We start from the raw sequence: 26,018 nt of genomic DNA, 5'->3' as shown, positions 1-26,018 counted from the left end.
GCTAGTTTACACTGCGGGCCGCTAAATGTACGGATCCGTTTGCGCAGTCTATTTAATTCTGTATAATTTGCCGCCTTTGATATAATTCCATATCAAAATTTATCAACCACGTGTGGTGTCTGGCGGAACAGGGCTGGATAGCGACACGGCCTTAACTGAGGTTTCCCATGAAACAAGGTATCCACCCAAAATACGAAGAAGTTACTGCTAACTGCTCTTGCGGTAACGTGATCAAAATCCGCTCTACCGTGGGTCACGATCTGAACCTGGACGTTTGTGGCGAATGTCACCCGTTCTACACTGGCAAGCAGCGTGATGTTGCTACCGGTGGCCGCGTTGACCGCTTTAACAAGCGTTTCAGCGTACCAGGCGCTAAGAAATAAGATTTCTTACCGTCAGATGAAAAAGGCGCCTTCGGCGCCTTTTTTCGTTTCTGCCATCTGCATTGGCAGGTTGGGATCAGTAATCCCAGGTATCGGGATCCACACCCAATTCACGCATCAGCACTTTCGCGGCTTCCGGGATTTCATCGCTGCGTTCTTTGCGCAGATCTTCATCGTTCGGCAGCGGCTGGCCAGTAAAAGCGTGCAGGAATGCTTCGCACAGCAATTCGCTGTTGGTCGCGTGGCGCAGGTTGTTGACCTGGCGGCGGGTTCGTTCATCGGTCAGGATCTTCAGGACCTTCAGCGGAATGGAGACCGTGATTTTTTTTACTTGCTCGCTTTTTTTACCGTGTTCAGCGTAAGGGCTGACATACTCGCCGTTCCACTCAGCCATGGGACACCTTAAAATTTGTCAGAAAAACTACCATCATTCTAGAAACCGGCCAATTATGCCCGATCTTCACTGTTCTCACTAATAAATGTCAATTTCACGCGATCATATTCACCGAATTGCGACCTTCAGTAGACCTTGTGCATGCATTTTTGCATTAACATCTTGTCGTCATAACAAACCGCTACAATTTTAGCGGGTATTGGCGCTTTGCTCAATCTATACGCAAAGAAGTTTAGATGTCCAGATGTATTGACGTCTATTTCGGCTGCGAGTAATCTTTAGGCCTCATTCACCCACTTTCCGAGAGCCTAGCCACCCTATGACGCGTAAACCAGCCACCATTGCCGTGCGTAGCGGTCTGAATGACGACGAACAGTACGGCTGTGTCGTCCCGCCGATCCACCTTTCGAGCACTTATAACTTCACCGATTTCAATCAGCCCCGCGCCCATGATTATTCACGCCGTGGTAACCCGACGCGTGATGTGGTGCAGCGTGCGCTGGCGGAGCTGGAAGGCGGTGCAGGCGCGGTCATGACCGGCAGCGGGATGTCGGCGATCCATCTGGTGACCACCGTGCTGCTGAAGCCGGGCGATCTGCTGGTGGCTCCGCACGACTGTTACGGCGGCAGCTATCGCCTGTTCGATAGCCTGAGCAAGCGCGGTGCCTATCGCGTGCTGTTTGTCGATCAGGGGAATGAAGCCGCGTTGCAACAGGCGCTGGCGCAAAAGCCGAAGCTGGTGCTGATCGAAAGCCCAAGCAACCCGCTGCTGCGCGTGGTGGATATTGCGGCTATCTGTCACGCGGCGCATGAGGCGGGTGCGCTGACGGTAGTGGATAACACCTTCCTCAGCCCGGCATTGCAACAGCCGCTCAAGCTGGGTGCCGATCTGGTGGTGCATTCTTGCACCAAATACCTCAACGGCCATTCTGACGTGGTCGCCGGTGCGGTGATTGCCAAAGATCCGGATCTGGCGGTGGAACTGGCGTGGTGGGCGAATAACATTGGCGTTACCGGGGCTGCGTTTGACAGCTATCTGCTGCTGCGCGGCATCCGTACTCTGTCACCGCGCATCAAGGCGGCACAGCACAATGCCGGGGCGATTGTCAGCTATTTACAGCAGCAACCGCTGGTCAAAAAGCTGTATCATCCTTCTCTGCCGGAGAACCCAGGCCATGAGATTGCATGCCGTCAGCAACTCGGGTTCGGTGCCATGCTCAGCTTTGAACTGGATGGTGACGAAGCGCTGCTGCGGCGTTTCCTCTCCGCTCTGGAATTGTTTACGCTGGCAGAATCATTGGGTGGCGTAGAAAGTCTGATCTCGCATGCCGCGACCATGACTCACGCCGGGATGGCGCCAGAAGCCCGTGCTGCAGCCGGTATTTCCGAAAGCCTGCTGCGTATTTCCGTAGGTATTGAAGACTGTGATGATTTGATTGCCGATCTGGAACAAGCCTTCCAGGCGGCGGCAACGAGGTAAGCATGAATGCAATTGCGGTAGCAGGGGCGGTTAACGGGCGTCAACTGCACAAATTTGGTGGCAGCAGTCTGGCCGATGTGAAGTGTTATCAGCGGGTGGCCGGGATTATGGCCGAGTACAGCCAGCCGGGTGACATGATGGTGGTTTCGGCGGCCGGTAGCACCACTAACCAATTGATTAGTTGGTTGAAGCTGAGCCAGAGCGATCGCCTTTCCGCACATCAGGTGCAGCAAACGCTGCGCCGTTATCACAGCGAATTGATCGGGGGCTTGTTGCCGCCGGAAACGGCTGAACCGCTGATTGCCGAATTTATTCAGGATCTTGAGCGCCTGGCAGCTTTGCTGGACGGTAAAGTTGATGATGCGGCGTATGCGGAAGTGGTCGGCCATGGTGAAATCTGGTCGGCGCGCCTGATGGCTGCCGTACTGAACAAACAGGATATACAGGCGGCGTGGCTGGATGCGCGTGATTTTCTGCGCGCTGAACGTGCGGCGCAACCGCAGGTGGACGAAGGCCGCTCCTATCCTTTATTGCAGCAGTTGCTGGCGCAACACCCAGGCAAACGCTTGGTGGTAACCGGTTTTATTTCGCGCAACGATGCTGGTGAAACCGTGTTGCTCGGGCGTAACGGCAGTGACTATTCTGCTACGCAGATTGGCGCATTGGCCGGTGTGGCGCGCGTCACCATCTGGAGCGACGTGGCCGGGGTTTACAGCGCCGATCCGCGCAAAGTGAAAGATGCCTGCCTGCTGCCGCTGTTGCGCTTGGACGAAGCCAGCGAACTGGCTCGCCTGGCGGCACCGGTATTGCATACCCGCACGTTGCAGCCGGTTTCCGGCAGTGACATCGATCTGCAACTGCGTTGCAGCTATCAACCGGAACAGGGGTCGACACGCATCGAACGTGTGCTGGCTTCCGGCACCGGTGCCAAAATTGTGACCAGCCATGATGACGTTTGCCTGATTGAATTCAGCGTGGCTCCACGGCATGACTTCAAGCTGGCGCAGAAAGAGTTGGAGCTGGTGCTGAAGCGTGCGCAGATCAAACCGCTGGCCGTGGGTATCCATCCTGACCGTAACTTGATCCAACTGTGCTACACCTCGGAAGTGGTGAACAGCGTCTTGCGCGTTCTGCAAGAGGCGGTGTTGCCGGGTGAACTGCAACTGCGTGAAGGGTTGGCGCTGGTGGCACTGGTCGGTGCTGGCGTGTGCAAGAATCCGCTGCACAGCCACCGTTTTTACCAGCAGTTGAACGATCAGCCGGTAGAATTCATCTGGCAGGCGGAGGATGGCATCAGCCTGGTGGCGGTGCTGCGTCAGGGGCCGACCGGCCTGCTGATTCAGGGCCTGCATCAGACGCTGTTCCGCGCGGAAAAACGCATCGGCCTGGTGCTGTTCGGCAAGGGCAACATCGGTTCGCGCTGGCTGGAGCTGTTTGCCCGCGAGCAGAAGAACCTCTCGGCGCGCAGCGGTTTTGAATTTACCTTGGCTGGAGTGGTGGATAGCCGCCGCAGCCTGTTGAATTACGATGGGCTGGATACCAGCCGCGCGTTGGCGTTCTTTGAAGAAGAAGCCCAGGAACTGGATGAAGAATCGTTGTTCCTGTGGATGCGTGCCCATCCGTTTGACGATCTGGTGGTGCTCGACGTCACCGCCAGCGAAAACCTGGCAGAACAGTATCTGGATTTTGCCAGCTACGGTTTCCACGTGATCAGCGCCAACAAACTGGCGGGCGCTTCGTGCAGCGCTAACTACCGGCAGATTCGTGATGCGTTCGCCAAAACCGGCAGCCACTGGCTGTATAACGCCACCGTGGGTGCAGGTTTACCGGTGAACCACACCGTGCGCGATCTGCGCGACAGCGGCGACAGCATTCTGGCGCTCAGCGGTATTTTCTCCGGCACGCTGTCTTGGCTGTTCCTACAGTTTGACGGCACGGTGCCGTTCACCGAACTGGTAGACCAGGCTTGGCAACAGGGCCTGACTGAGCCGGATCCGCGCGTCGATCTCTCTGGGCAGGACGTGATGCGCAAGCTGGTGATCCTGGCGCGTGAGGCGGGTTACGACATTGAACCGAATCAGGTGCGAGTGGAATCGCTGGTGCCTGCCGGGGCGGAGCAAGGCTCCATCGATCAGTTCTTCGAAAACGGTGAGGCGTTAAATCAGCAAATGCTGCAACGCTTCGAAGCTGCCAGCGAAATGGGATTGGTGCTGCGTCATGTGGCGCGTTTTGACGCCAATGGCAAAGCGCGCGTCGGCGTCGAAGCCGTACGCCCGGAGCATCCGCTGGCTTCGCTGTTGCCGTGCGACAACGTGTTTGCCATCGAAAGCCGCTGGTATCGTGATAACCCGCTGGTGATCCGTGGGCCAGGGGCGGGGCGCGATGTGACCGCTGGCGCAATCCAGTCGGATCTTAACCGCTTGGCGCAACTGCTTTAATCCTCAACGGGCGCTGCGGATGGCGCCCGGTTTTTCTCCCGCTGTTAGCGCAATCATGAAATTCTCTCATGTTGTGTGAGGATTACTCATCGTATTACCCTCACTTTCCTGTTGACTCTTTAGGTCACATACGGCATTTTCTATCTAGACGTCTAAACGTATAGACGCTTAATAAAATAAAGCAAAACACAGTGATCGATAAGAGGCGGACAGGGTATGAGTTTTTTTCACGCAAACCAGCGGGAAGCGCTGAATCAGAATCTGGCGGAGTTAAGCGGCCAGATTAATGTGTCGTTCGAGTTTTTCCCGCCGCGTACCAGCGAGATGGAAGACACCTTGTGGCAGTCGATCGATCGTCTGAGCAGCCTCAAACCCAAATTTGTCTCCGTGACCTACGGTGCCAACTCTGGCGAGCGCGATCGCACCCACAGCATTATCAAAGGCATTAAAGAGCGCACCGGCCTGGATGCCGCACCGCATCTGACCTGTATCGATGCCAGCCCTGCACAACTGCGTGATATCGCTACCGATTACTGGAACAGCGGTATTCGCCATATCGTTGCCCTGCGCGGCGATTTGCCACCGGACAGCGGCAAGCCGGAAATGTATGCTGCCGATCTGGTCACGTTGCTGAAAGACGTCGGCGATTTCGATATCTCTGTGGCGGCCTATCCGGAAGTGCATCCGGAAGCGAAAAGCGCCCAGGCAGACTTGATCAACCTGAAGCGCAAAATTGATGCCGGTGCCAACCGGGCCATTACTCAGTTCTTCTTCGACGTGGAAAGTTACCTGCGTTTTCGCGATCGCTGCGTGGCGACCGGGATTGATGTAGAAATCGTGCCGGGGATCCTGCCAGTTTCCAACTTCAAGCAGTTACAGCGCTTTGCCACTATGACTAATGTGCGGGTGCCAAGCTGGATGACCAGCATGTTTGCCGGGCTGGACGACGATCCGGAAACCCGCAAAATGGTCGGTGCCAATATCGCGATGGATATGGTGAAGATCCTCAGCCGCGAAGGGGTGAAGGATTTCCATTTCTATACGCTGAATCGCGCTGAAATGAGCTATGCCATCTGCCACACGTTAGGGGTTCGTCCAGCAATCGCCTGATTTATTTGATTATTATTGAAAAAAAAAGCGCGGTGTATGATCACTGCGCTTTTTATTATTTAAAGGGAAGGCTAATCAGCCCCTTCACTCTGTGGGCGAAGGGGCGTTATTTTAGCCGGTATTACGCATCCCGGCGGCAACGCCGGCAATGGTCACCATCAGCGCCTGTTCAACCCGTGCGTCCGGGTGTTCCTGCTGGCGTGAACGGTGTAGCAGTTCGGCTTGCAGCACGTTGAGCGGATCGGTGTAAACGTTACGCAGCGCAATGGATTCGGCGATCCACGGCAGGTCTGCCATCAGGTTATCGTCGTTGGCAATGGTCAATACTACTTTGATATCGCTTTCCAACTGATCGCGCAGCTGTTTGCCCAACGGCCACAGCGATTTATCTACCAAGCGCTGATCGTAGTATTCCGCCAACCACAGATCGGTTTTGGAAAACACCATTTCCAACATGGCGATACGGGTCGAGAAGAACGGCCAGTTGCGGCACATGGCTTCCAACTGATCTTGCTTACCCGCCTTCACCGCTTCCTGCAAACCTGCACCGGCACCCAGCCAGGCGGGCAGCATCAAACGGTTCTGCGTCCAGGCGAAGATCCACGGAATGGCGCGCAGGCTCTCAACGCCGCCGTTCGGGCGACGCTTGGCCGGGCGCGAACCCAGCGGCAGTTTGCCCAGTTCCTGCTCCGGCGTTGCGGCGCGGAAATAGGGCACGAAGTCCGGGTTTTCACGCACGTAACCGCGATACATTTTGCATGAGGTTTCGGACAGTTCATCCATCAGCGAGCGCCACTCTTTTTTCGGCTCTGGCGGCGGCAACAGGTTGGCTTCCAGTACCGCGCCGGTGTACAGCGCCAGGCTGCTGATGGCGACTTCTGGCAGGCCAAACTTGAAGCGGATCATCTCGCCCTGTTCGGTAACACGCAGGCCGCCTTTCAGGCTGCCCGGCGGTTGTGACAGCAGAGCGGCATGGGCCGGTGCGCCACCACGGCCGATCGAACCGCCACGGCCATGGAACAGTGTCAGCACTACGCCAGCTTTTTCACAGGTTTTGATCAGCGCATCTTGCGCACGGTACTGCGCCCAGGAGGCCGCCATCACGCCAGCGTCTTTCGCCGAGTCGGAATAGCCAATCATCACCATCTGTTTGCCCTGAATAAAGCCGCGATACCAGTCGATATTCAGCAACTGGGTCATCACGTCGTCGGCATTGTTCAGATCGTCGAGGGTTTCGAACAGTGGTGCTACCGGCAGCGCAAATGGGCAACCGGCTTCTTTCAGCAGCAAGTGCACGGCCAGCACGTCGGATGGCGTGCGCGCCATGGAGATCACATAAGCGGCGATCGAACCCTGCGGTGCTTCCGCGACTACGCGGCAGGTTTCCAACACTTCCTGCGTATCGGCACTCGGCTCCCACTTCAGCGGCACCAGCGGGCGCTTGGAGTTCAGTTCGCGGATCAGGAAGGCCTGTTTATCGGTCTCAGACCAGCTTTCGTAATCACCCAACCCCAGATAGCGGGTCAGTTCGGCAATGGCTTCGGTATGGCGGGTGCTTTCCTGACGCACGTCGATGCGCACCAGCGGCACGCCGAAACAGCGCACGCGGCGCAGAGTATCCAGCAGTTGGCCGTTGGCGATAATCCCCATGCCACAGGCCACCAGCGATTGATAACAGGCGTACAGCGGTTCCCACAGTTGCTCGTTGTTCACCAGCAGATCGTGCGGACGCAGCACGCGTTCACCTTTCAGCCGCCCTTCCAGATACGCCTGGGAGCTCATCAGTTGGCTGCGCAGGCGCTTCATCAACTCACGGTAGGGTTCCTGTACGTCGTCACCACCGGCCAGTTCACGCAATTCCGGAGTACATTCGGTCATCGACAGCTCGGAGACCAGCACCTGAATATCGCGGGTGAACAGGTCACAGGCTTTCCAGCGGCTTAATAACAGCACATGACGGGTGATTTCTGCCGTGACGTTCGGGTTACCGTCGCGGTCGCCGCCCATCCAGGAGGTGAAGCGAATGGGCACAGCTTCTACCGGCAGGCGGTAATCGATGGAGTTTTCCAACTGCTCGTTAAATTCGCGCAGGAACGCTGGCACACCTTCCCACAGGCTGTTTTCTACTACCGCAAAGCCCCATTTGGCTTCGTCGACCGGCGATGGGCGGTTTTTGCGCATCTCGTCGGTATGCCAGGATTGCGCCACCAACTGGCGCAAACGGCGCATGATTTTATTGCGCTCGTAGTCGGCCAGATCGTTATGGTCGAGCTGGCTGAGGCAGGTATTCACCTCAACCAGCTTGTGGATCAGGGTACGGCGGGTGATTTCCGTCGGATGCGCGGTCAGCACCAGCTCGATAGAGATTTCGTCTACTGCCTTTTGCAGATCTTTGGTGCTGAGCTGTTTGTCTTTCAGCCGGGTAAACAGCTGCGCCAAGGCTTCCGGATTGCTCGCCGCCTCGCCGTGTGGCGAAATGCTGTGATACTGCTCGGCCACGTTGGTCAGATTGAGGAACTGGCTGAACGCGCGCGCTACCGGCAGCAACTCGTCGTTGGACAGGTTTTGCAGCGTCGACAGCAGTTCCTTGCGGTGTGCTTCATTACCGGCACGTGAAGATTTGGAAAGCTTACGGATAGTTTCAACGCGATCAAGAATATGCTCGCCCAGCGCGTCTTTGATGGTGTCGCCGAGCAATTTGCCGAGCATACTGACATTACTTCGCATTGCCGAATATTGTTCGTTCATATAACCCCTGGCTCAATTCTCTGTATACCTCCGTCACTCAAGTTGCCGTGTTGTTAACCACAACTTGAAATCTGTGGGTACCTGATTTTCATCTTGTAAGTAAATTTCACGTGTTAGGTAAAGAACCGCTGTTTTATCTCACCATGCACCTGCCCAATGGTTAATTGACACTATTTTTAGCAAAAAAACATCAAAATCGGCGCATTTTGTGAAATTTAATTACGGGCCGCTGGTTATCAGTCTGGCTTATCGGCTTAATTTTCTGCGCCTAAAGAGTAGGGAAACACCCTACTCTTTACGTGTTTTTATTGCTGGCAGAAGTGATCGACCAGTTGCCCCAGCAGTTTGCGGGTGGGTTCGATAAACGCCGTGTCGAGGTATTCATCTGGCTGATGCGCCTGGTTGATTGAACCCGGCCCCAGCACCAGCGTTGGGCACACTTCCTGTACGAATGGTGCTTCGGTGCAGTAGTTAACCACTTCGGTACGTGAACCCAGCAGTTTCTCAATCACTGCCACCATATGGTGATCGGTCGGGCACTCGTAGCCCGGGATCGGCGGATGCAGCTCATCAATCGACAAACGCCCAGGCCAGCGCTGGCTGACCGGTGCCAGTGCCTCGTGCAGCAGTTCGTTGATGTTATCCAGCGTCATGCCCGGCAGCGGGCGGATATCCATATGCAGTTCACAGCAGGCACAGATACGGTTGGCCGCATCTCCACCGCTGATATGGCCGAAGTTCATGGTGGGATAAGGCACGGCAAACGCCGGATTGTTGTAGCGCTCTTGCAACGTTTTGCGCAACTCCATCAAATGCCCGATGGATTCATGCATCAGATCGATAGCGTTGACGCCGCGCGCCGGATCGCTCGAATGGCCCGATTGACCCACGATGCGGATAGCATTGGAGATATGGCCTTTGTGCGCGCGCACCGGTTTCAGCGACGTTGGTTCACCGATAATGGCAAAGTCCGGGCGGATTTTGGTGGAGGCGGCGAAATAGCGCGCTCCGGCCATGGTCGTTTCTTCGTCTGCGGTGGCCAGAATGTACAGCGGCTTGGTCAGCTTGCTGGCATCAATATCCCGTACCGCGTCCAGAACGAAGGCGAAGAAGCCTTTCATATCGGCGGTGCCCAGCCCGTAAAGTTTATTGTCGTGCTCGGTCAAGGTGAACGGATCGCGCGTCCAGCGGCCTTCATCGTAAGGCACGGTGTCGGTATGGCCCGCCAGCAGCAGGCCGCCGCTGCCCGTGCCAATGCTGGCCAGCAGGTTAAATTTGTTGCGCGTATCAGGTACGGGCTGCACGTCAACGCGGAAGCCTAAATCGGCGAACCAACCGGCCAGCAAGTTGATTAATGCTTCATTACTCTGATCGAGGGCACCATCGGTGGCGCTGATCGACTTCGTTCTGATCAACGCCCGGTACAGCTCAATAAATGGGGGTAATTTCATCTTCACTGTTGACAGCCTTTGGTTAGGATAGTATCAATATTCATGCATTTATTCTGAATAAAAATACATTAAGCTGGAGCGTAAGGGAATACGAACCCTGGATGTTGATAAAACATCAACGCTCGACCACGTGGGTGAACGGCGCAACAACGCGACCAAGCCCTGCTGATGGGGCGCAAGTGCCTCTACTTTAAGCCAAAAAGGTGAAAGGCCACATGTTGAATACGCTGATTGTTGGAGCCAGCGGTTACGCCGGAGCGGAGCTCACGGCTTATCTGAATCGCCACCCACACATGAACATAACCGCTTTAGCGGTTTCAGCGCAAAGTGCAGATGCAGGAAAATTACTTTCTGAGCTGCATCCGCAGTTAAAAGGCATCGTTGATCTGCCGTTGCAGCCGCTGGTGAACGTGGCGGAAGCGGCAAAAGGGATCGACGTGGTGTTCTTGGCAACGGCACACGAAGTCAGCCACGATATTGCCCCCGAGTTTTTAGCGGCAGGCTGCGTGGTGTTCGATCTCTCAGGTGCGTTCCGCGTGCAGGACACCGATTTTTATCGCCAATATTATGGCTTTGAACATCAGCATGCCGAATGGCTGGCCAAAGCGGTATACGGCCTGGCGGAGTGGCAGAGCGAAAAAATCAAAGAGGCACAGCTGATCGCCGTACCGGGTTGCTACCCAACGGCGGCTCAGTTGACGCTGAAACCGCTGATCGACAAACAACTGCTGAATCTGGACCAATGGCCGGTGATCAACGCCGTCAGCGGTGTCAGCGGTGCCGGGCGTAAAGCCAGCGTCACCACCAGCTTCTGCGAAGTCAGCCTGCAACCTTACGGCCTGTTCAATCATCGCCACCATCCGGAAATTACTGCGCACTTGGGCATCCCGGTGATCTTTACGCCGCATCTGGGTAGCTTCCCACGCGGTATTCTGGAAACCATCACCTGCCGCCTGAAAGCGGGCGTCACCGCGCAGGATGTGGCTGCGGCCTATCACGCGGCTTACGACGATAAACCGCTGGTGCGGTTGTACGACAAGGGTGTGCCAGCGCTGAAGTCGGTGGTGGGCCTGCCGTTCTGCGATATCGGTTTTGCCGTGCAGGGCGAGCATTTGATCGCCGTAGCAGCCGAAGACAACTTATTGAAAGGTGCAGCCGCTCAGGCGGTGCAGTGCCTGAATATCCGTTTTGGGTTCCCGGAAACCCAATCATTAATTTAAATCAGCGTGAGCAAAGCGATGAACCCATTAATTATCAAACTCGGTGGTGTGTTACTGGACAGTGAAGAAGCGCTGGAGCGCTTGTTTACCGCGCTGGATATCTATCGCCAGGAACATCAGCGCCCGCTGGTGATCGTCCACGGCGGCGGTTGCGTGGTGGATGAACTGATGAAGCAACTTTCTCTGCCCGTGGTGAAGAAGAACGGCCTGCGCGTTACGCCTGCCGATCAGATCGACATCATTACTGGTGCACTGGCCGGTACTGCCAACAAAACTCTGCTGGCGTGGGCGGTTAAACACAAGATCAGTGCGGTTGGGCTGAGCCTGGCCGACGGCGGCAGCGTTGCCGTAACCCAGCTCGACCCGGCGTTGGGCCACGTTGGCAATGCACAGCCGGGTTCGCCTGCGCTGCTCAATACGCTGCTGGCGGCTGGCTATCTGCCGGTGATCAGTTCTATCGGCATTACCGCCGAAGGCCAACTGATGAATGTGAATGCCGATCAGGCCGCTACGGCGCTGGCCGCAACCTTAGGTGCAGATTTGATCCTGCTGTCGGATGTCAGTGGCATTCTCGACGGTAAAGGGCAGCGCATCGCGGAAATGACGGCGCAAAAAGCAGAACAACTGATTGCTCAGGGCATCATTACTGATGGTATGGTAGTGAAGGTGAACGCGGCACTGGATGCAGCGCGTACCCTTGGCCGCCCGGTGGATATCGCCAGCTGGCGTAATGCCGAAAAGCTTCCTGCTCTGTTTAATGGTGTGTCGATTGGCACCCGGATCCTCGCTTAAATTTAGAATTAAAAAGGAATAACACAATGCAAAACAAAGGCATCAAGAAAATCGTTCTGGCGTATTCTGGCGGTCTGGATACTTCAGCCATCATTCCATGGCTGAAAGAAAACTACGGTGGCTGCGAAGTGGTAGCTTTCGTTGCGGATATCGGCCAGGAGCGCAGCGATCTGGAAGGCGTTGAGCAGAAAGCTCTGCAATCCGGTGCCTCTGAGTGTCACGTGGTCGATCTGCGTGAAGAATTCATCCGTGACTATGTTTATCCGGTGCTGCAAACCGGTGCGCTGTATGAAGGCAGCTACCTGCTGGGTACCTCTATGGCGCGCCCAATCATCGCTAAAGCCCAGGTTGAGCTGGCGCTGAAAGTGGGTGCAGACGCGCTGTGCCACGGTGCGACCGGTAAAGGCAACGATCAGGTGCGTTTCGAAACCACCTATACCGCGCTGGCTCCACATCTGAAAGTGGTTGCACCATGGCGTGAGTGGAACCTGCGTTCCCGTGAAGCGCTGCTGGATTACCTGAAAGAACGTAATATCCCGACCACCGCGTCGCTGGAAAAAATCTACAGCCGTGATGAAAACGCTTGGCACATTTCAACCGAAGGCGGCGTGCTGGAAAGCCCGTGGAATGCGCCGAACAAAGATTGCTGGGTGTGGACCGTAGATCCGCTGGAAGCGCCGGATCAGCCTGAGCACGTGACGGTGACCGTGGCGAAAGGCTGCGTGGTAGCGGTGAACGGCGAAGCGATGAGCCCGTACAAGTGCCTGGAAACCCTGAACGTGCTGGGTGCCAAGCATGGCGTTGGCCGTATCGACATCGTAGAAAACCGTTTGGTGGGCATCAAATCCCGCGGTTGCTACGAAACCCCAGGGGGCACCATCATGGTGGCTGCGCTGCGTGGTGTCGAGCAACTGGTACTGGATCGCGACAGCTTCAAATGGCGTGAGCAGCTGGGCCTGGAAATGTCTTACGTGGTGTACGATGGCCGCTGGTTTGCGCCGCTGCGTCGCTCCATTCAGGCTTCTGCCCAAGCGTTGGCCGAAGAAGTGAACGGCGAAGTGGTACTGCAACTGTATAAAGGCCAGGTGACGGCAATTCAGAAAAAATCCGCCAACAGCCTGTACTCCGAAGAGTTTGCGACCTTCGGCGAAGACGAAGTTTACGATCATAGCCATGCGGGCGGCTTTATCCGCTTGTTCTCGCTCTCTTCCCGTATTCGCGCGTTGAACGAGAAGAAAAAGTAACCTTGGTTTAGCGTCAATTTGAGGGGCGCAGCATGCTGCGCCCTTTCGCATACTTATTCAGGAGCAAGATTATGGCACTTTGGGGCGGACGCTTCAGTCAGGCAGCGGATCAGCGGTTCAAACAATTAAACGATTCTCTGCGTTTCGATTATCGCCTGGCGGAACAGGACATTGTTGGCTCCGTCGCCTGGTCAAAAGCGCTGGTGACCGTCAATGTACTGACGGCGGTGGAGCAACAACAACTTGAACAGGCGCTGAATGCGTTGCTGGTAGAAGTGCAGGCCGATCCGCTGGCGATCGTCAAAAGCGATGCGGAAGATATTCACAGTTGGGTAGAGCAGAAGCTGATCGATAAAGTCGGCGATCTGGGCAAAAAACTGCATACCGGCCGCAGCCGTAACGATCAGGTGGCTACCGATCTGAAACTGTGGTGCAAACATCAGGTCAGCGAGCTGCATCAGGCGATCATCCAACTGCAACAAGCGCTGGTAGAAACCGCCGAAGCTAATCAGGATGCGGTGATGCCGGGGTATACCCACCTTCAGCGCGCACAGCCGGTTACTTTTGCACACTGGTGCCTGGCCTATGTAGAGATGCTGGCGCGGGATGAAAGCCGCCTGCAAGATACGCTGAAGCGCCTGGATGTCAGCCCACTGGGTTGCGGTGCGCTGGCAGGGACGGCTTATCCGATCGACCGTGAGCAACTGGCCGGTTGGTTAGGTTTTGCCTCTGCGACCCGTAATAGCCTGGATAGCGTTTCCGATCGTGACCATGTGCTGGAACTGTTGTCCAACGCGGCCATCAGCATGGTGCACTTATCGCGCTTTGCTGAAGACCTGATCTTCTTCAACAGCGGCGAAGCGGCATTTGTTGAGCTTTCCGATCGCGTGACTTCGGGCTCATCCCTGATGCCGCAGAAGAAAAACCCGGATGCCCTGGAGCTGATCCGTGGTAAATGCGGGCGCGTACAGGGTGCGCTGACCGGCATGATGATGACCTTGAAAGGGCTACCGCTGGCGTACAACAAAGACATGCAGGAAGATAAAGAAGGGCTGTTCGATGCGCTCGACACCTGGATGGACTGCTTGCAGATGGCGGCGCTGGTGCTGGACGGTATTCAGGTGAAACGCCCACGTTGCCAGGAAGCGGCGCAGCAGGGTTATGCCAACTCCACCGAACTGGCCGATTATCTGGTGGCCAAAGGCGTGCCGTTCCGTGAAGCGCACCACATTGTGGGTGAAGCGGTGGTTGAAGCTATTCGCCAAGGCAAGCCGCTGGAAGATCTGCCGTTGGCAGACCTGCAAAAATTCAACTCAGTGATTGGTGACGACGTGTATCCGGTTTTGGCGCTGCAATCTTGCCTGGACAAGCGTGCGGCCAAGGGCGGTGTTTCGCCGCAGCAGGTTGCGAGCGCGATTTCTGAGGCGAAGAAACGTTTGGCGTGATGAGCTTAACAGGGCCGAGTATGCTCGGCCCTGATTGATAATGCATTGCTAGCCTGCCAACCGCGCACACAGGTAGCGGTTCAGGCTGACACCCTCCTCCATAGCGCTGATCGCCAAGCGCCGATGCTGCTCCGGCGTCAGGCGCAGTACCAATTTCCCACTGAAATTTTTCTCCGCCAGCGCTTCCGGTGGCGTTTCACCGTTGGCGATCATGTCTGCCACCACCTGTGCTACCAGTTGTTCAATGCCATCCAGCGCACCAGTACGGGTTGGAGCCAGCCAGGACAGAGAAGGGAATTCTGTACATAGCCCAACGTACTCGCCGTCTTCTGCTGACCAAGTGATACGGTAAGTGTAATGCTCATGCATTGCCATTTTCTTCCTCCAATCTGATCAGTGCCGCTATCACCTGCCTGACTTGATAAACCTTTGCCATACCGCTGTCTGCGCGTTGGATGTTAACTCGCGGATCACCCGGCCATGGCATGCTGTAAACTTTGTGACTACTACTACTCATCCGTGGGGCGCCAAACCAACGGTTGCAGATTTTTGCCAGTTCATGAAATTTGATATTGGTCTGCCGTTGGCGAAGACTGGCTATAACGTCGCTGAGTTCTTTCATCCGTGCACTCTCAATATAGTATCATTAATAGTATCATTCAAGATATCTACGGATAAAAATGACGGCAGAAGAGGGTTTCGGCAACCAAGGGATAATAAATCTGGAGTGTATTACGCAAAAAACCGGGCGCAGCGGCCCGGTCTGGTGTTTTGCAGAGATGAATATTTATTCACCAGGGCAACGTTGGCAGCGCTCCGCTTCGGTTTCACCCAATTTCAGCTTGGCTTGCAGATCGCGCAGTGCGGTACGCAAGCCTTCTTCAATCACCGGATGGTAAAACGGCATATCCAGCATCTGGTCGATGGTCATCTGTTGCTGGTGCGCCCAGGCTAGCAGGTGAGCGATATGTTCTACATCCGGGCCGATCATCTCGGCACCTAAAAAGCGCCCGGTACCTTGTTCACCATAGACGTGCAGAATACCTTTATTACGCAGCATCACGCGGGAACGGCCCTGATTTTCGAACGACACTTCACCCACTTCAAAGCAGCCACAGGCGCTAAATTTCTGGCTCAGCTCGCGGAAAGTGGAGCCGACCATGGCGATTTGTGGATCGGAAAACACCACAGAAATCGCGCTGCGGCGCAGGCCTGGGTTAACTTCCGGGTAGCTGCCGGCATTTTGCCCGGCAATACGCGCCTGATCGCTGGCTTCGTGTAGCAGCGGCAGTTGGTTACTGGCATCACCAGCGATGAAGATATGCGGCACGCTGGTTTGCATGGTCAGGCGATCGGCCTGCGGCACGCCTTTGGCATCAAGCTCCAGATGGGTATTTTCCAGACCGAGGTTGTCTACATTCGGGCGGCGGCCGGTGGCGGCCAATACGTAATCCACCCCTATTTCCTGCGTTTGGCCGTGGTTATCTTGATAGCGGATAAACACTTTTTCGCCTTCGCGCTGCATGATGTCTACCTTCACGTCTGGGTCGAGAGTGAACTCTTCCCCTAGCGTTTTAGCGGCATATTGACGCACGGTGCTGTCAGTTAGCGGACCAACACCCCCACCAACGCCAAACACTTTGGTGTTTACCCCGAGGCGGTGCAGCGCCTGGCCCAGTTCCAACCCGATGACACCCGGCCCGAATACGGCGACCGACTGCGGTAAATCATCCCAGTTGAATATGTCGTCATTGACGATCAGGCGATCGCCCAACTCGTTCCACGGCGCAGGCCAGCTTGGGCGTGAACCGGTCGCGATCACGATACGCTGTGCCACAATACGCGTATGTTCATCTACCTGCAGGGTATTGTCGTCGATAAAGCGGGCATAACCCTGAATTTTGTCGGCTGCCGGGATGCTGTCGACGCCTTCCAGCACAAAACCGACAAAGCGGTCGCGCTCGCGTTTGACACGATCCATCACTTCGCGGCCATTGATGGTGGTTTTGCCCGCAGGGTGTACGCCAAAACCCGGTGCGCGTTCAATCTGATGTACTGCTTCTGCCGCAGCAATCAAGAGTTTGGAGGGCATACAGCCAACGCGAGCGCAGGTGGTGCCATAAGGCCCGCCTTCAATCATCACCACATTAGGGGTAGAGAGTTTGGCTGCGCGATAAGCCCCCAATCCGGCTGTGCCACCGCCGATCACTGCCACATCAACATTCAACTGTTTCATATCCACTCCTGAATACCCTGAGTTTTCAGCCCATCTGGTATAAAAAAGGCGGGTCAGTGCCCGCCAAAAGTTCACGTGTTTTTCAAACGGCACATTGTTGAGTACCGAATGAAACCCGTCGGGTATTTTTTCTTATTAGGCTGACAGGAAAGCTTCCAGATCGTCGCTGCCACCGATATGGCGACCGCCGATAAATACCTGTGGCACGGTCGCGCGGCCACTGACAGCGCGCAGGCTGACGGTAGTAGCATCTTGGCCCAGCACGATCTCTTCGTACTGCATGCCGCGCTCTTGCAGCATTTGCTTGGCTTTGGCGCAGAATGGGCAGCCCGGCTTGGTGAACAGGGAGACGGATTCCTGCACTTTGAACTCTGGAGCCAGGTATTTCAGCATGGTGTCGGCATCAGAGACCTCAAACGGGTCGCCCGGCTTGTTGGGTTCGACGAACATTTTTTCCACTACGCCATTACGCACCAGCATGGAATAGCGCCATGAGCGTGGGCCAAAGCCCAGATCGGGTTTCTCAACCAGCATGTTCATCCCTTTGGTGAATTCGCCGTTGCCGTCTGGCACAAAGGTAATGTTTTCTGCGTGCTGGTCTGCCTTCCAAGCGTTCATCACGAAGGTATCGTTGACTGAAACGCACAGGATGCTGTCAACGCCGTGCTGCTTGAACACGCTGGACAGCTCGTTATAGCGCGGCAGATGGCTGGAAGAGCAGGTTGGGGTGAACGCACCTGGCAGAGAAAACAGGATCACGGTTTTATCTTTAAACAGGTCATTAGTGGTGACATCAATCCATTGGTCGCCTTGGCGAGTGTGGAAAGTAACCTGAGGGACTTTTTTGCCTTCTTGACTGGTAAACATGGATTAACCCCTTAATTAGAAAAATAATTTTTTGCTTCTTGCGCGGTATCGCTTCGTTGGGGGACATTATTCATGCTTGGGCTTGATAGATCTAATCACTCATTGCTATCTTATCTATCGCCATGAGCTATCATGGCTAGGAGGTAAATAATGAATATTCGTGATTTAGAGTATCTGGTTGCTTTGGCTGAGCATCGCCATTTTCGGCGCGCTGCTGATTCATGCCACGTCAGCCAGCCCACGCTGAGCGGGCAGATCCGCAAGCTGGAAGATGAACTCGGTGTGATGCTGCTCGAACGCACCAGCCGTAAAGTGTTATTCACTCAGGCGGGCTTATTGCTGGTGGAGCAGGCGCGTACCGTGCTGCGCGAAGTCAAGGTTCTGAGAGAAATGGCCAGCCAGCAGGGTGAAGCCATGTCTGGGCCGCTGCATATCGGCCTGATCCCCACCGTGGGGCCTTATCTGCTGCCGCAGATTATCCCAACGCTGCATAAAACCTTTCCCAAGCTGGAAATGTACCTGCATGAAGCGCAAACCCACCAACTGCTGGCACAGCTCGACAGCGGCAAGCTGGACTGTGCGATTCTGGCGTTGGTGAAAGAAACCGAAGCCTTCATTGAAGTGCCGCTATTTGACGAGTCGATGAAACTGGCCGTGTATTCCGATCACCCTTGGGCGCAGCGCGATCGCGTGGCGATGCCGGATTTGGCAGGGGAAAAACTGCTGATGCTGGAAGATGGCCATTGCCTGCGCGATCAGGCGTTGGGCTTCTGCTTCCAGGCCGGTGCGGATGAAGATACCCACTTCCGCGCCACCAGTTTGGAAACGCTGCGCAATATGGTAGCGGCGGGCAGCGGAATTACGCTGTTGCCAGCGCTGGCGGTGCCCAATGAGCGCGAGCGTGATGGTGTTTGCTATCTCGATTGCTACAAGCCGGAACCGAAGCGCACCATTGCGTTGGTGTATCGCCCCGGTTCCCCGCTGCGTGGCCGTTATGAGCAGTTAGCCGAAGCGATCCGCGAGCACATGCAGAATTACCTCGGCACTGCCTTAAAACAGGCGGTTTAAACCGTTCAGCGCGGCAACGCGATAGGCTTCGGCCATGGTCGGATAGTTGAAGGTGGTATTAACAAAATACTCGATAGTATTGCCTTCACCTTTCTGTTCCATGATCGCCTGGCCGATGTGAATGATCTCTGCCGCACGTTCACCGAAGCAGTGGATCCCCAGGATCTGCAAAGTTTCGCGGTGGAACAGGATCTTCAGGCTGCCGACGCTCATCCCGGCGATCTGTGCCCGGGCCAAATGTTTGAACTGGGCGCGTCCTACCTCATACGGCACCTTCATGGCGGTCAACTCCTGCTCGGTTTTACCGACGGAGCTGATTTCCGGAATGGTGTAAATGCCGGTTGGGATATCTTCGATCAGGTGCCCGCTGGCGGCACCGGAGGAAATCGCCTGCGCAGCGATGCGGCCTTGATCGTAGGCGGCTGAGGCCAGGCTTGGGTAGCCGATCACATCACCCACGGCGTAAATATGGGCCACCGCCGTCTGATACATGCTGTTGACCTTCAGCAGGCCACGGCTGTCAGACTCCAGGCCAACATTCTCCAGCCCCAGCGAATCGGTATTGCCGGTGCGGCCGTTGGCGTACAGCAGGCAGTCGGCCTTCACTTTTTTGCCCGACTTCAAGTGCACAATCACACCATCTTCCGTGCCTTCGATCTTCTCGAACTCTTCGTTGTGGCGAATCACCACGCCATTATTCCAGAAGTGATAAGACAGCGAATCCGACATTTCCTGATCGAGAAACGCCAGCAGACGATCGCGGGTGTTGATTAAATCCACTTTTACGTTTAAACCGCGGAAGATCGACGCATATTCGCAGCCAATCACCCCAGCACCGTAGATAATCACGTGGCGTGGTTCGTGGTTCAGCTCGAGAATGGAATCGCTGTCGTAAATGCGTGGATGTTTAAAATCAACGCTGGCCGGACGGTAAGGGCGTGAACCGCAGGCGATCACGATATTGTCGGCGCGAATGGTGTCCTGAGTGCCGTCTTTATAGCGAACGCTGACGGTATTGGCGTCGATAAAGCGAGCATCGCCGGCAAACAGTTTGCATTGGTTGCGCTCATAAAAGCCTTGGCGCATGCGGGTTTGCTGGTTAATGACGCTGTCGGCGTGGCGTAAAATGTCAGGGAAAGTGGCACTGAGGGTGCGGGAGTTATTGTAAAGCGGGTTCTGGTTGAATTCGATGATGCGGCTGACCGCGTGGCGGAGTGCTTTTGAGGGGATGGTACCCCAATGAGTACAGCCGCCGCCCACGTTGTTGTACCGTTCAATCACGGCCACGCGGGCACCTTGTTTCACCAGCCCCATAGCGGCGCCTTCACCACCAGGGCCCGAGCCAATGACAATGGCGTCAAATTGATAGTGCTGTTGCATGTAGGAGAGACCTGTTCTTATACAAAATTACAACGGTATCTTAACATCATAGCGCTGTGTGCCCAATGACCATTAGCCTTTTTGAGGCAAAGCGCCACCTGCGCAGCCCGAAACTGTGACAAAGCGCGTTTGTATAAATGCGGTTGCAATAAATTTGCTATATTGCCAATTCTGCGGCGTTAGACTGAGTGGATGGAATTTATCTGAATATGCACATTGGCGTCAGAGCACAACAAAAAGAACGGACGCGCCGTTCCCTCATTGAAGCGGCTTTCAGCCAGCTCAGTGCCGAACGCAGTTTTGCCAGCCTGAGCCTGCGTGAAGTCTCGCGGGAGGCCGGTATTGCGCCGACCTCGTTCTATCGCCACTTCCGCGACGTAGATGAACTGGGGCTCACCATGGTCGACGAAAGCGGCCTGATGCTGCGCCAACTGATGCGCCAGGCACGCCAACGCATTGCCAAAGGCGGCAGCGTGATCCGCACGTCGGTCTCCACCTTTATGGAATTTATCGGTAACAATCCCAATGCATTCAGGCTGTTGCTGCGTGAGCGTTCCGGGACTTCTGCGGCATTTCGCGCGGCGGTAGCGCGTGAAATCCAACATTTTATCGCCGAACTGGCGGATTATCTCGAGCTGGAAAACCATATGCCACGCAGCTTTACCGAAGCGCAGGCGGAAGCGATGGTGACCATTGTGTTCAGTGCCGGTGCGGAAGCGCTGGATGTGGATATCGAACAGCGGCGGAAACTCGAGGAACGGTTAGTGTTGCAATTGCGGATGATTTCCAAAGGGGCTTATTACTGGTATCGTCGCGAGCAAGAAAAAGCATCTGTATCCCGCGTATAACAAGGTGAAAATAATGGAAAAATCCTGTCGTGAGAATGGTACTTTACTGCTGGCGTTAATTGCCGGTCTGTCGATTAACGGCTCTTTTGCCGCGCTGTTCAGCTCGGTGGTGCCGTTTTCGATCTTCCCGTTGATTGCTTTGGTGCTGGCGGTGTATTGCCTGCATCAACGTTACCTGAGCCGACCCATGCCGGAGGGAATGCCGAAGCTGGCTGCCGCCTGTTGCCTGCTGGGTATCCTGGGGTACAGCGCGATCGTCCGGGTGGAATACCCGCAGATTGGTTCTAACTTCCTGCCATCCATTGTCTGTGTTGCACTGGTATTCTGGATTGGATTCCAATTGAAGAGACGTGATTCTGCCGCGCAATAAGCTTTATTCTCAATGAAATGGCGGGCATCGAGCCCGCCTGATAATCTATCAGCGGCGTTCCAGCAACACACCGCATTCCATATGGTGGGTGTAAGGGAACTGATCGAACAGCGCCAGGCGGCTGACTTTGTGGGTTGCCTGCAATGTTGCCAGATTGGCGCACAGCGTTTCTGGGTTGCAGGAAATGTACAGAATGCGTGGATAAGCCTGCACCATCTTCACTGTATCTGCATCCAGCCCGCTGCGTGGTGGATCGACAAAAATCGTCTCGCAATTATAACTCGTTAAATCAATCCCTTTCAGCCGGTTGAATTCGCGCACGCCGTTCATCGCCTGAGTGAAATCCTCCGCCGCCATGCGGATGATCTGCACGTTGTCGATCTGGTTGGCCGCAATATTGTACTGGGCTGCGGCAACGGAAGGCTTAGCGATTTCGGTAGCCAGCACGCGATCAAAGTTGCGTGCCAGCGCCAGTGAGAAGTTGCCGTTACCGCAATACAGTTCCAACAGATCGCCTTGCGAATCCTGCGTGACATCCAGCGCCCATTCCAGCATTTGCACGTTCATTGCGGCGTTGGGTTGAGTAAAGCTGTTCTCTACCTGGCGATAGATCATGTCACGACCGGCGACCGGCAAGACTTCGTCGACATAATCCTGATCCAGCATAATTTTCATCTTCGACGCGCGGCCAATCAATTGCACATCAAAGCCCTGTGCGCGTAGCGCATCGCGCAGTACCGCTGCATCTTGTTGCCATTGTTCATCCAGCTTGCGGTGATACAGCAGCGAGGCAATGATTTTACCGCTCTGCGTGGACAGGTAATCAATCTGGAACAGCTTATGGCGCAGCACCGGGTTGGGTTTGATGGCGGCGATCAACGCGCTCATCAGCCGGTTAATCAGTTCGCTGGCGGCTGGGAAGCTGTCGACGCGGATGCGCTGTTTGGTCTGTTGATCGAACATGATGTGGTACATCTCGTCTTCATCATGCCAGATACGGAATTCCGCACGCATACGGTAGTGGCTGACTGGCGAGCGGAACACCTCCGGCTCAGGCGCCGTGAACGGTGACATCATCGTTTTCAGACGGGCAGTTTTCTCTGCCAGTTGGTCGTCATAGCGTTCAGTGGGCAAAATTTCGGGCGTCATGGGGTTCTTCTCGTCAGGCAAATTGGATCAGCGTGGATTGTAGGGAATCAAGCCGTGAAGTCCAGTTTTGTTAGGTTCGCGACCTTATTGGCTGTCTAGACATCTATTTTCATTGATCGTAGCATGGCCGTCCGGCCTCAAGCAGCGAGTGAAAAGGGAATCCAGTGTGAATCTGGAGCTGACGCGCAGCGGTATGGGGAAGTCACGGCGATAGCGTTTTTACGCAGACACTGTCCACTGCTGGATGGGAAGTCATCGCCCGGTGTCGGTTGCCCACGGCAATCTGCAAATCCCAAGCCCGAAAACCTGCCGGTGTACGTCGCACAATCCATGGCCGTCGCGAATTATCGGCTGTGATCCTGCGGCATCCGCCAATTAAGTTTGGATGCTTTTCTTTATGACAATGATAAAAAATACACTGCTGGCGGTGGCCTCCTCCGTGACGGCAGTTTCTGGATGGGCGCAAGACAACACCACAACCAACAACAGCGATACCCTGGTGGTGAGCGCCAATCGCTTTGCGCAGCCGGTTTCTTCCGTGCTGGCCCCGACCTCTGTTGTTACCCGTAATGATATCGATCGCTGGCAGGCCAAGAGCGTGGCCGATGTCATGCGCCGCTTGCCTGGTGTGGACATCGCGCAGAATGGCGGCCTGGGGCAAAGTTCCGCCGTCTTTATTCGTGGTACCGATTCCCGACATGTGCTGTTGTTGATTGACGGTATCCGCCTTAATCAGGCCGGTATCAGTGGCTCTTCTGATCTGAGCCAAATCCCGATTTCGCTGGTGCAAAAAGTCGAGTTTATTCGCGGACCTCGCTCTGCCGTCTACGGTTCTGACGCCATTGGTGGAGTGATCAACATCATTACTACCCGTGAGAAGGAGGGCTCTTCGCTTTCTGCCGGTGTCGGTTCGAATGGCTATCAGCAGTACGACGGTGCTACGCAACAGCAACTGGGGCAAAACACTGTTGCTACCTTGGCGGGCAACTATACCTATACCCGCGGGTTTGACGTGGTGGCCAACCTGCCGGACAGCTTTGGTAATCCGGCACAACCCGATCGTGATGGCTTCATGAGCAAATCGCTGTATGGCGAACTGCAACACCAGTTTACCGAGCAGTTGGGTGGGTTTGTGCGTGGTTATGGCTACGATAACAGTACGGCCTATGATGGTAGCTATGCAGACACCCGTCAGCTATATAGCCAGTCGTGGGACACTGGCATGCGTTATCGCGAGGGTATTTATGCCACGCAGCTAACGGCCAGCTACAGCCATAGCAAAGACTACAATTACGATCCGAAATATGGCCGCTATTCCCCCTCCGCAACCCTGGATGACGTCACACAATATAATGTGCAGTGGGGAAATAACGTCCAGGTTGCTCAAGGCAGTGTCAGCACCGGCGTTGACTGGCAGGAGCAGAAGCTCGAACCTGGCACCGCTTATATCACCGACAGCAAAAGCCAGCGCAATACCGGGCTGTATCTGACCGCACAACAACAGTTTGACGCTATTACCCTGGAAGGGGCGGTGCGTGGTGACGATAACTCGCAATTTGGTTGGCACAATACCTGGCAAACTAGCGCTGCGTGGGAGTTTGTTGAAGGCTATCGTGCAATTGCTTCTTATGGTACCGCATTCAAAGCGCCGACTCTTGGGCAGCAATATGGCGACTTTGCTGGTAATCCGAATTTAAAACCGGAAGAGAGCCAGCAGTGGGAAGGGGGCTTTGAAGGGCTGACTGGCCCGGTAAACTGGCGTGTGACGGGGTATCGTAACGATATCGATAACCTGATTGGTTATACTTCCAGCAGTTCCATTCCTGCTTATTACAATGTGGATCAGGCTATTATTAAAGGTATCGAAGCCACGGCCTCCTTTGATACCGGGCTATTTACCCATCAGATCAGCTATGACTATGTTGACCCGCGCAATGCCAAAACCAATGAGGTGTTGGTTCGTCGTTCTAAGCAGCAGGTCAAGTACGAACTGGATTGGCAGATCAAGGACTTCGACTGGGCAGTCACTTATCAATATCTGGGGGAGCGCTATGACACTGATTACAGCACCTACCCGGAGCAGCGGGTCAGACTGGGCGGTGTCAGCCTGTGGGATCTCGCAGTTTCGTATCCGGTCACATCTCATCTGACAGTTCGTGGTAGAATTGCTAACCTGTTTGATAAAGATTACGAGACGGCTTATGGCTACGTTACTCCAGGAAGAGAATATTACCTCACTGGAAGCTATATCTTCTAAAAGCGCCGTGACACCGCGCCCGACGGTGCTGATATTTGATTCCGGCGTTGGTGGGTTATCGGTGTATCAGGAGGTTCGGCAGTTGCTGCCGGATCTCCACTATATTTATGCCTTCGATAACGTGGCATTTCCCTATGGTGAGAAATCCGAAGAGTTCATCGTTGAGCGTGTGCTTGAGATCGTCAGTGCAGTTCAGCAGCGCCATCCTCTGGCGATTGTCATCATCGCCTGCAATACCGCCAGTATCGCCTGCCTGCCTGCGCTGCGTGAACGCTTTACTTTCCCGGTGGTTGGTGTGGTGCCTGCCATCAAGCCTGCGGCTAAACTGACGGCGAATGGCATCGTTGGTTTGCTGGCGACACGTGGCACGGTTCAGCGCTCTTATACTCATGAGCTGATTTCCCGTTTCGCGACCGATTGCAAAATCGAACTGCTGGGTTCTTCGGAACTGGTGGAGCTGGCAGAAGCCAAGCTGCATGGCGAAGAAGTGCCACTGGCTGCGCTGAAGAAAATCCTGCAACCGTGGCTGAATATGCGTGAGCCACCGGATACGGTGGTGTTGGGGTGTACCCATTTTCCTCTTTTATCTGAAGAGCTGATGCAGGTCCTGCCAGAGGGAACGCGGCTGGTGGATTCCGGTGCGGCCATCGCCCGTCGTGCTGCCTGGCTTATCTCGGCGCAAGAAGGTTTGGTCTCAACCCAGGAAGAGAATCTGGCCTATTGCATGGCACTGAATGAAGATACTGACGCATTGTTGCCCGTTTTACAGGGCTACGGCTTTAAATCGTTGAAAAAACTGCCACTTTAAATACATTTTGATTAAACATTCAACGGTCGGCAGAAAAAGTGAATTTAGGGGTTGCGGCGTTCTGAGAACTCCCTATAATGCGCCTCCACTGACCGGGAACAACGACTACTCTAACGAGACAGTTCGCCCAGCCAGGAAGAAGCAACCCGGTGAAAACACCGCATCTCGCAAGAGAAAAAAGGTTGACTCTTCAGCGGGAAAGCGTATTATCTGCCTCCCGCGTTACCGAGAAACATGTCGGTAACCAACGCTCTTTAACAATTTATCAGACAATCTGTGTGGGCACTCACAAGACGATATCCAGCCACTTCGGTGGCAAAAAAATATCAA

The 26,018-nt window shown here is 55.0% G+C and carries 22 protein-coding genes and 1 riboswitch; of the genes, 13 read left to right on the top strand and 9 right to left on the bottom strand.

All coding sequences use genetic code 11. From position 1 onward, the window contains the following. Positions 1-167 precede the first annotated feature (167 nt). Entirely contained in the window at positions 168-383 is a 216-nt protein-coding gene (gene rpmE, locus ACX1CU_RS23290) for a 50S ribosomal protein L31 (RefSeq protein ID WP_012147462.1), read from the top strand. 76 nt (positions 384-459) lie between these two features. Here the strand turns inward: rpmE and metJ are convergent, their stop codons facing one another. Then, the gene (metJ, locus tag ACX1CU_RS23285) at positions 460-777 is read right to left on the bottom strand and encodes a met regulon transcriptional regulator MetJ (RefSeq protein WP_024913974.1); all 318 of its coding nucleotides are present in this window, start codon (positions 775-777) and stop codon (positions 460-462) included. Between the two features lie 319 nt (positions 778-1,096). On the opposite strand from metJ, the gene metB reads away from it, so the two are divergent. The 3 genes from metB to metF all read left to right on the top strand — a co-directional run bounded on the left by metB (position 1,097) and on the right by metF (position 5,805). Next, entirely contained in the window at positions 1,097-2,257 is a 1,161-nt protein-coding gene (gene metB, locus ACX1CU_RS23280; RefSeq protein WP_459400534.1) for a cystathionine gamma-synthase, read from the top strand. Positions 2,258-2,259: 2 nt separating this feature from the next. Then, complete coding sequence (locus ACX1CU_RS23275) at positions 2,260-4,695, top strand: bifunctional aspartate kinase/homoserine dehydrogenase II (protein WP_459400533.1); 2,436 nt, start codon at positions 2,260-2,262, stop codon at positions 4,693-4,695. A 216-nt stretch (positions 4,696-4,911) separates the two neighbouring features. Continuing rightward, positions 4,912-5,805 (top strand): methylenetetrahydrofolate reductase, encoded by an 894-nt coding sequence (gene metF, locus ACX1CU_RS23270; RefSeq protein WP_459400532.1) that lies wholly within the window; start codon positions 4,912-4,914, stop codon positions 5,803-5,805. A 111-nt stretch (positions 5,806-5,916) separates the two neighbouring features. Here the strand turns inward: metF and ppc are convergent, their stop codons facing one another. Both ppc and argE read right to left on the bottom strand, forming a co-directional pair. After that, on the bottom strand, positions 5,917-8,553 hold the full coding sequence (gene ppc / locus ACX1CU_RS23265; RefSeq protein WP_459400531.1) for a phosphoenolpyruvate carboxylase: 2,637 nt from the start codon (positions 8,551-8,553) through the stop codon (positions 5,917-5,919). 305 nt (positions 8,554-8,858) lie between these two features. Continuing rightward, positions 8,859-10,004, bottom strand: a complete 1,146-nt coding sequence (gene argE, locus ACX1CU_RS23260) for an acetylornithine deacetylase (protein WP_459400530.1) — start codon at positions 10,002-10,004, stop codon at positions 8,859-8,861. A 215-nt stretch (positions 10,005-10,219) separates the two neighbouring features. Here argE and argC point away from each other — a divergent pair, with 215 nt between their 5' ends. The 4 genes from argC (at position 10,220) to argH (ending at position 14,705) form a co-directional block, all read left to right on the top strand. Beyond that, complete coding sequence (gene argC / locus ACX1CU_RS23255) at positions 10,220-11,224, top strand: N-acetyl-gamma-glutamyl-phosphate reductase (RefSeq protein WP_459400529.1); 1,005 nt, start codon at positions 10,220-10,222, stop codon at positions 11,222-11,224. 18 nt (positions 11,225-11,242) lie between these two features. Next, the gene (argB, locus tag ACX1CU_RS23250; protein ID WP_459400528.1) at positions 11,243-12,016 is read left to right on the top strand and encodes an acetylglutamate kinase; all 774 of its coding nucleotides are present in this window, start codon (positions 11,243-11,245) and stop codon (positions 12,014-12,016) included. Positions 12,017-12,042: 26 nt separating this feature from the next. Then, a complete protein-coding gene (locus ACX1CU_RS23245; RefSeq protein ID WP_459400527.1) occupies positions 12,043-13,260 on the top strand; it encodes an argininosuccinate synthase in 1,218 nt (405 codons plus the stop codon). A 71-nt stretch (positions 13,261-13,331) separates the two neighbouring features. After that, a complete protein-coding gene (gene argH, locus ACX1CU_RS23240; RefSeq protein ID WP_459400526.1) occupies positions 13,332-14,705 on the top strand; it encodes an argininosuccinate lyase in 1,374 nt (457 codons plus the stop codon). 48 nt (positions 14,706-14,753) lie between these two features. Here the strand turns inward: argH and ACX1CU_RS23235 are convergent, their stop codons facing one another. From ACX1CU_RS23235 to ACX1CU_RS23220, 4 genes are all read right to left on the bottom strand, one after another. Continuing rightward, positions 14,754-15,080 (bottom strand): type II toxin-antitoxin system HicB family antitoxin, encoded by a 327-nt coding sequence (locus tag ACX1CU_RS23235; RefSeq protein ID WP_459400525.1) that lies wholly within the window; start codon positions 15,078-15,080, stop codon positions 14,754-14,756. After that, positions 15,067-15,327 carry a toxin HicA gene (locus tag ACX1CU_RS23230; RefSeq protein WP_459400524.1) on the bottom strand — a complete coding sequence of 87 codons (261 nt, stop codon included), beginning with the start codon at positions 15,325-15,327 and terminating at the stop codon, positions 15,067-15,069. The genes ACX1CU_RS23235 and ACX1CU_RS23230 overlap by 14 nt, the downstream gene beginning before the upstream one ends. A 165-nt stretch (positions 15,328-15,492) precedes the next feature. Beyond that, positions 15,493-16,941, bottom strand: coding sequence for a dihydrolipoyl dehydrogenase (locus tag ACX1CU_RS23225; RefSeq protein ID WP_459400523.1), 1,449 nt, complete (start codon positions 16,939-16,941; stop codon positions 15,493-15,495). A gap of 135 nt (positions 16,942-17,076) precedes the next feature. Next, a complete protein-coding gene (locus tag ACX1CU_RS23220; RefSeq protein WP_459400522.1) occupies positions 17,077-17,808 on the bottom strand; it encodes a glutathione peroxidase in 732 nt (243 codons plus the stop codon). Between the two features lie 150 nt (positions 17,809-17,958). Here ACX1CU_RS23220 and oxyR point away from each other — a divergent pair, with 150 nt between their 5' ends. Further along, the gene (gene oxyR / locus ACX1CU_RS23215) at positions 17,959-18,876 is read left to right on the top strand and encodes a DNA-binding transcriptional regulator OxyR (protein ID WP_459400521.1); all 918 of its coding nucleotides are present in this window, start codon (positions 17,959-17,961) and stop codon (positions 18,874-18,876) included. On the opposite strand, the gene sthA is transcribed toward oxyR, so the two are convergent. Further along, positions 18,859-20,256, bottom strand: coding sequence for a Si-specific NAD(P)(+) transhydrogenase (gene sthA, locus ACX1CU_RS23210; protein WP_459400520.1), 1,398 nt, complete (start codon positions 20,254-20,256; stop codon positions 18,859-18,861). The genes oxyR and sthA overlap by 18 nt on opposite strands. A gap of 215 nt (positions 20,257-20,471) precedes the next feature. Between sthA and fabR the strand changes: the two genes are divergently transcribed. After that, positions 20,472-21,104 carry an HTH-type transcriptional repressor FabR gene (gene fabR, locus ACX1CU_RS23205; protein ID WP_459402896.1) on the top strand — a complete coding sequence of 211 codons (633 nt, stop codon included), beginning with the start codon at positions 20,472-20,474 and terminating at the stop codon, positions 21,102-21,104. A 13-nt stretch (positions 21,105-21,117) separates the two neighbouring features. Next, positions 21,118-21,474 (top strand): YijD family membrane protein, encoded by a 357-nt coding sequence (locus ACX1CU_RS23200; RefSeq protein WP_459400519.1) that lies wholly within the window; start codon positions 21,118-21,120, stop codon positions 21,472-21,474. Between the two features lie 48 nt (positions 21,475-21,522). Here ACX1CU_RS23200 and trmA read toward each other — a convergent pair whose 3' ends face one another. Further along, complete coding sequence (trmA, locus tag ACX1CU_RS23195) at positions 21,523-22,623, bottom strand: tRNA (uridine(54)-C5)-methyltransferase TrmA (protein ID WP_459400518.1); 1,101 nt, start codon at positions 22,621-22,623, stop codon at positions 21,523-21,525. A 118-nt stretch (positions 22,624-22,741) separates the two neighbouring features. Next, positions 22,742-22,951: riboswitch (cobalamin riboswitch) on the top strand. A 69-nt stretch (positions 22,952-23,020) separates the two neighbouring features. Between trmA and btuB the strand changes: the two genes are divergently transcribed. Together btuB and murI are read left to right on the top strand one after the other, a co-directional pair. Then, the gene (btuB, locus tag ACX1CU_RS23190) at positions 23,021-24,880 is read left to right on the top strand and encodes a TonB-dependent vitamin B12 receptor BtuB (RefSeq protein WP_459400517.1); all 1,860 of its coding nucleotides are present in this window, start codon (positions 23,021-23,023) and stop codon (positions 24,878-24,880) included. Then, positions 24,825-25,688, top strand: a complete 864-nt coding sequence (gene murI / locus ACX1CU_RS23185) for a glutamate racemase (protein ID WP_459400516.1) — start codon at positions 24,825-24,827, stop codon at positions 25,686-25,688. Before btuB ends, murI begins: the two co-directional genes overlap by 56 nt. Positions 25,689-26,018 lie beyond the last annotated feature (330 nt).

This window comes from Serratia sp. D1N4, from assembly GCF_054552755.1.
The sequence above is the reverse complement of the archived record's forward strand: the minus strand, read 5'-3'. Positions and strand labels throughout refer to the sequence as shown.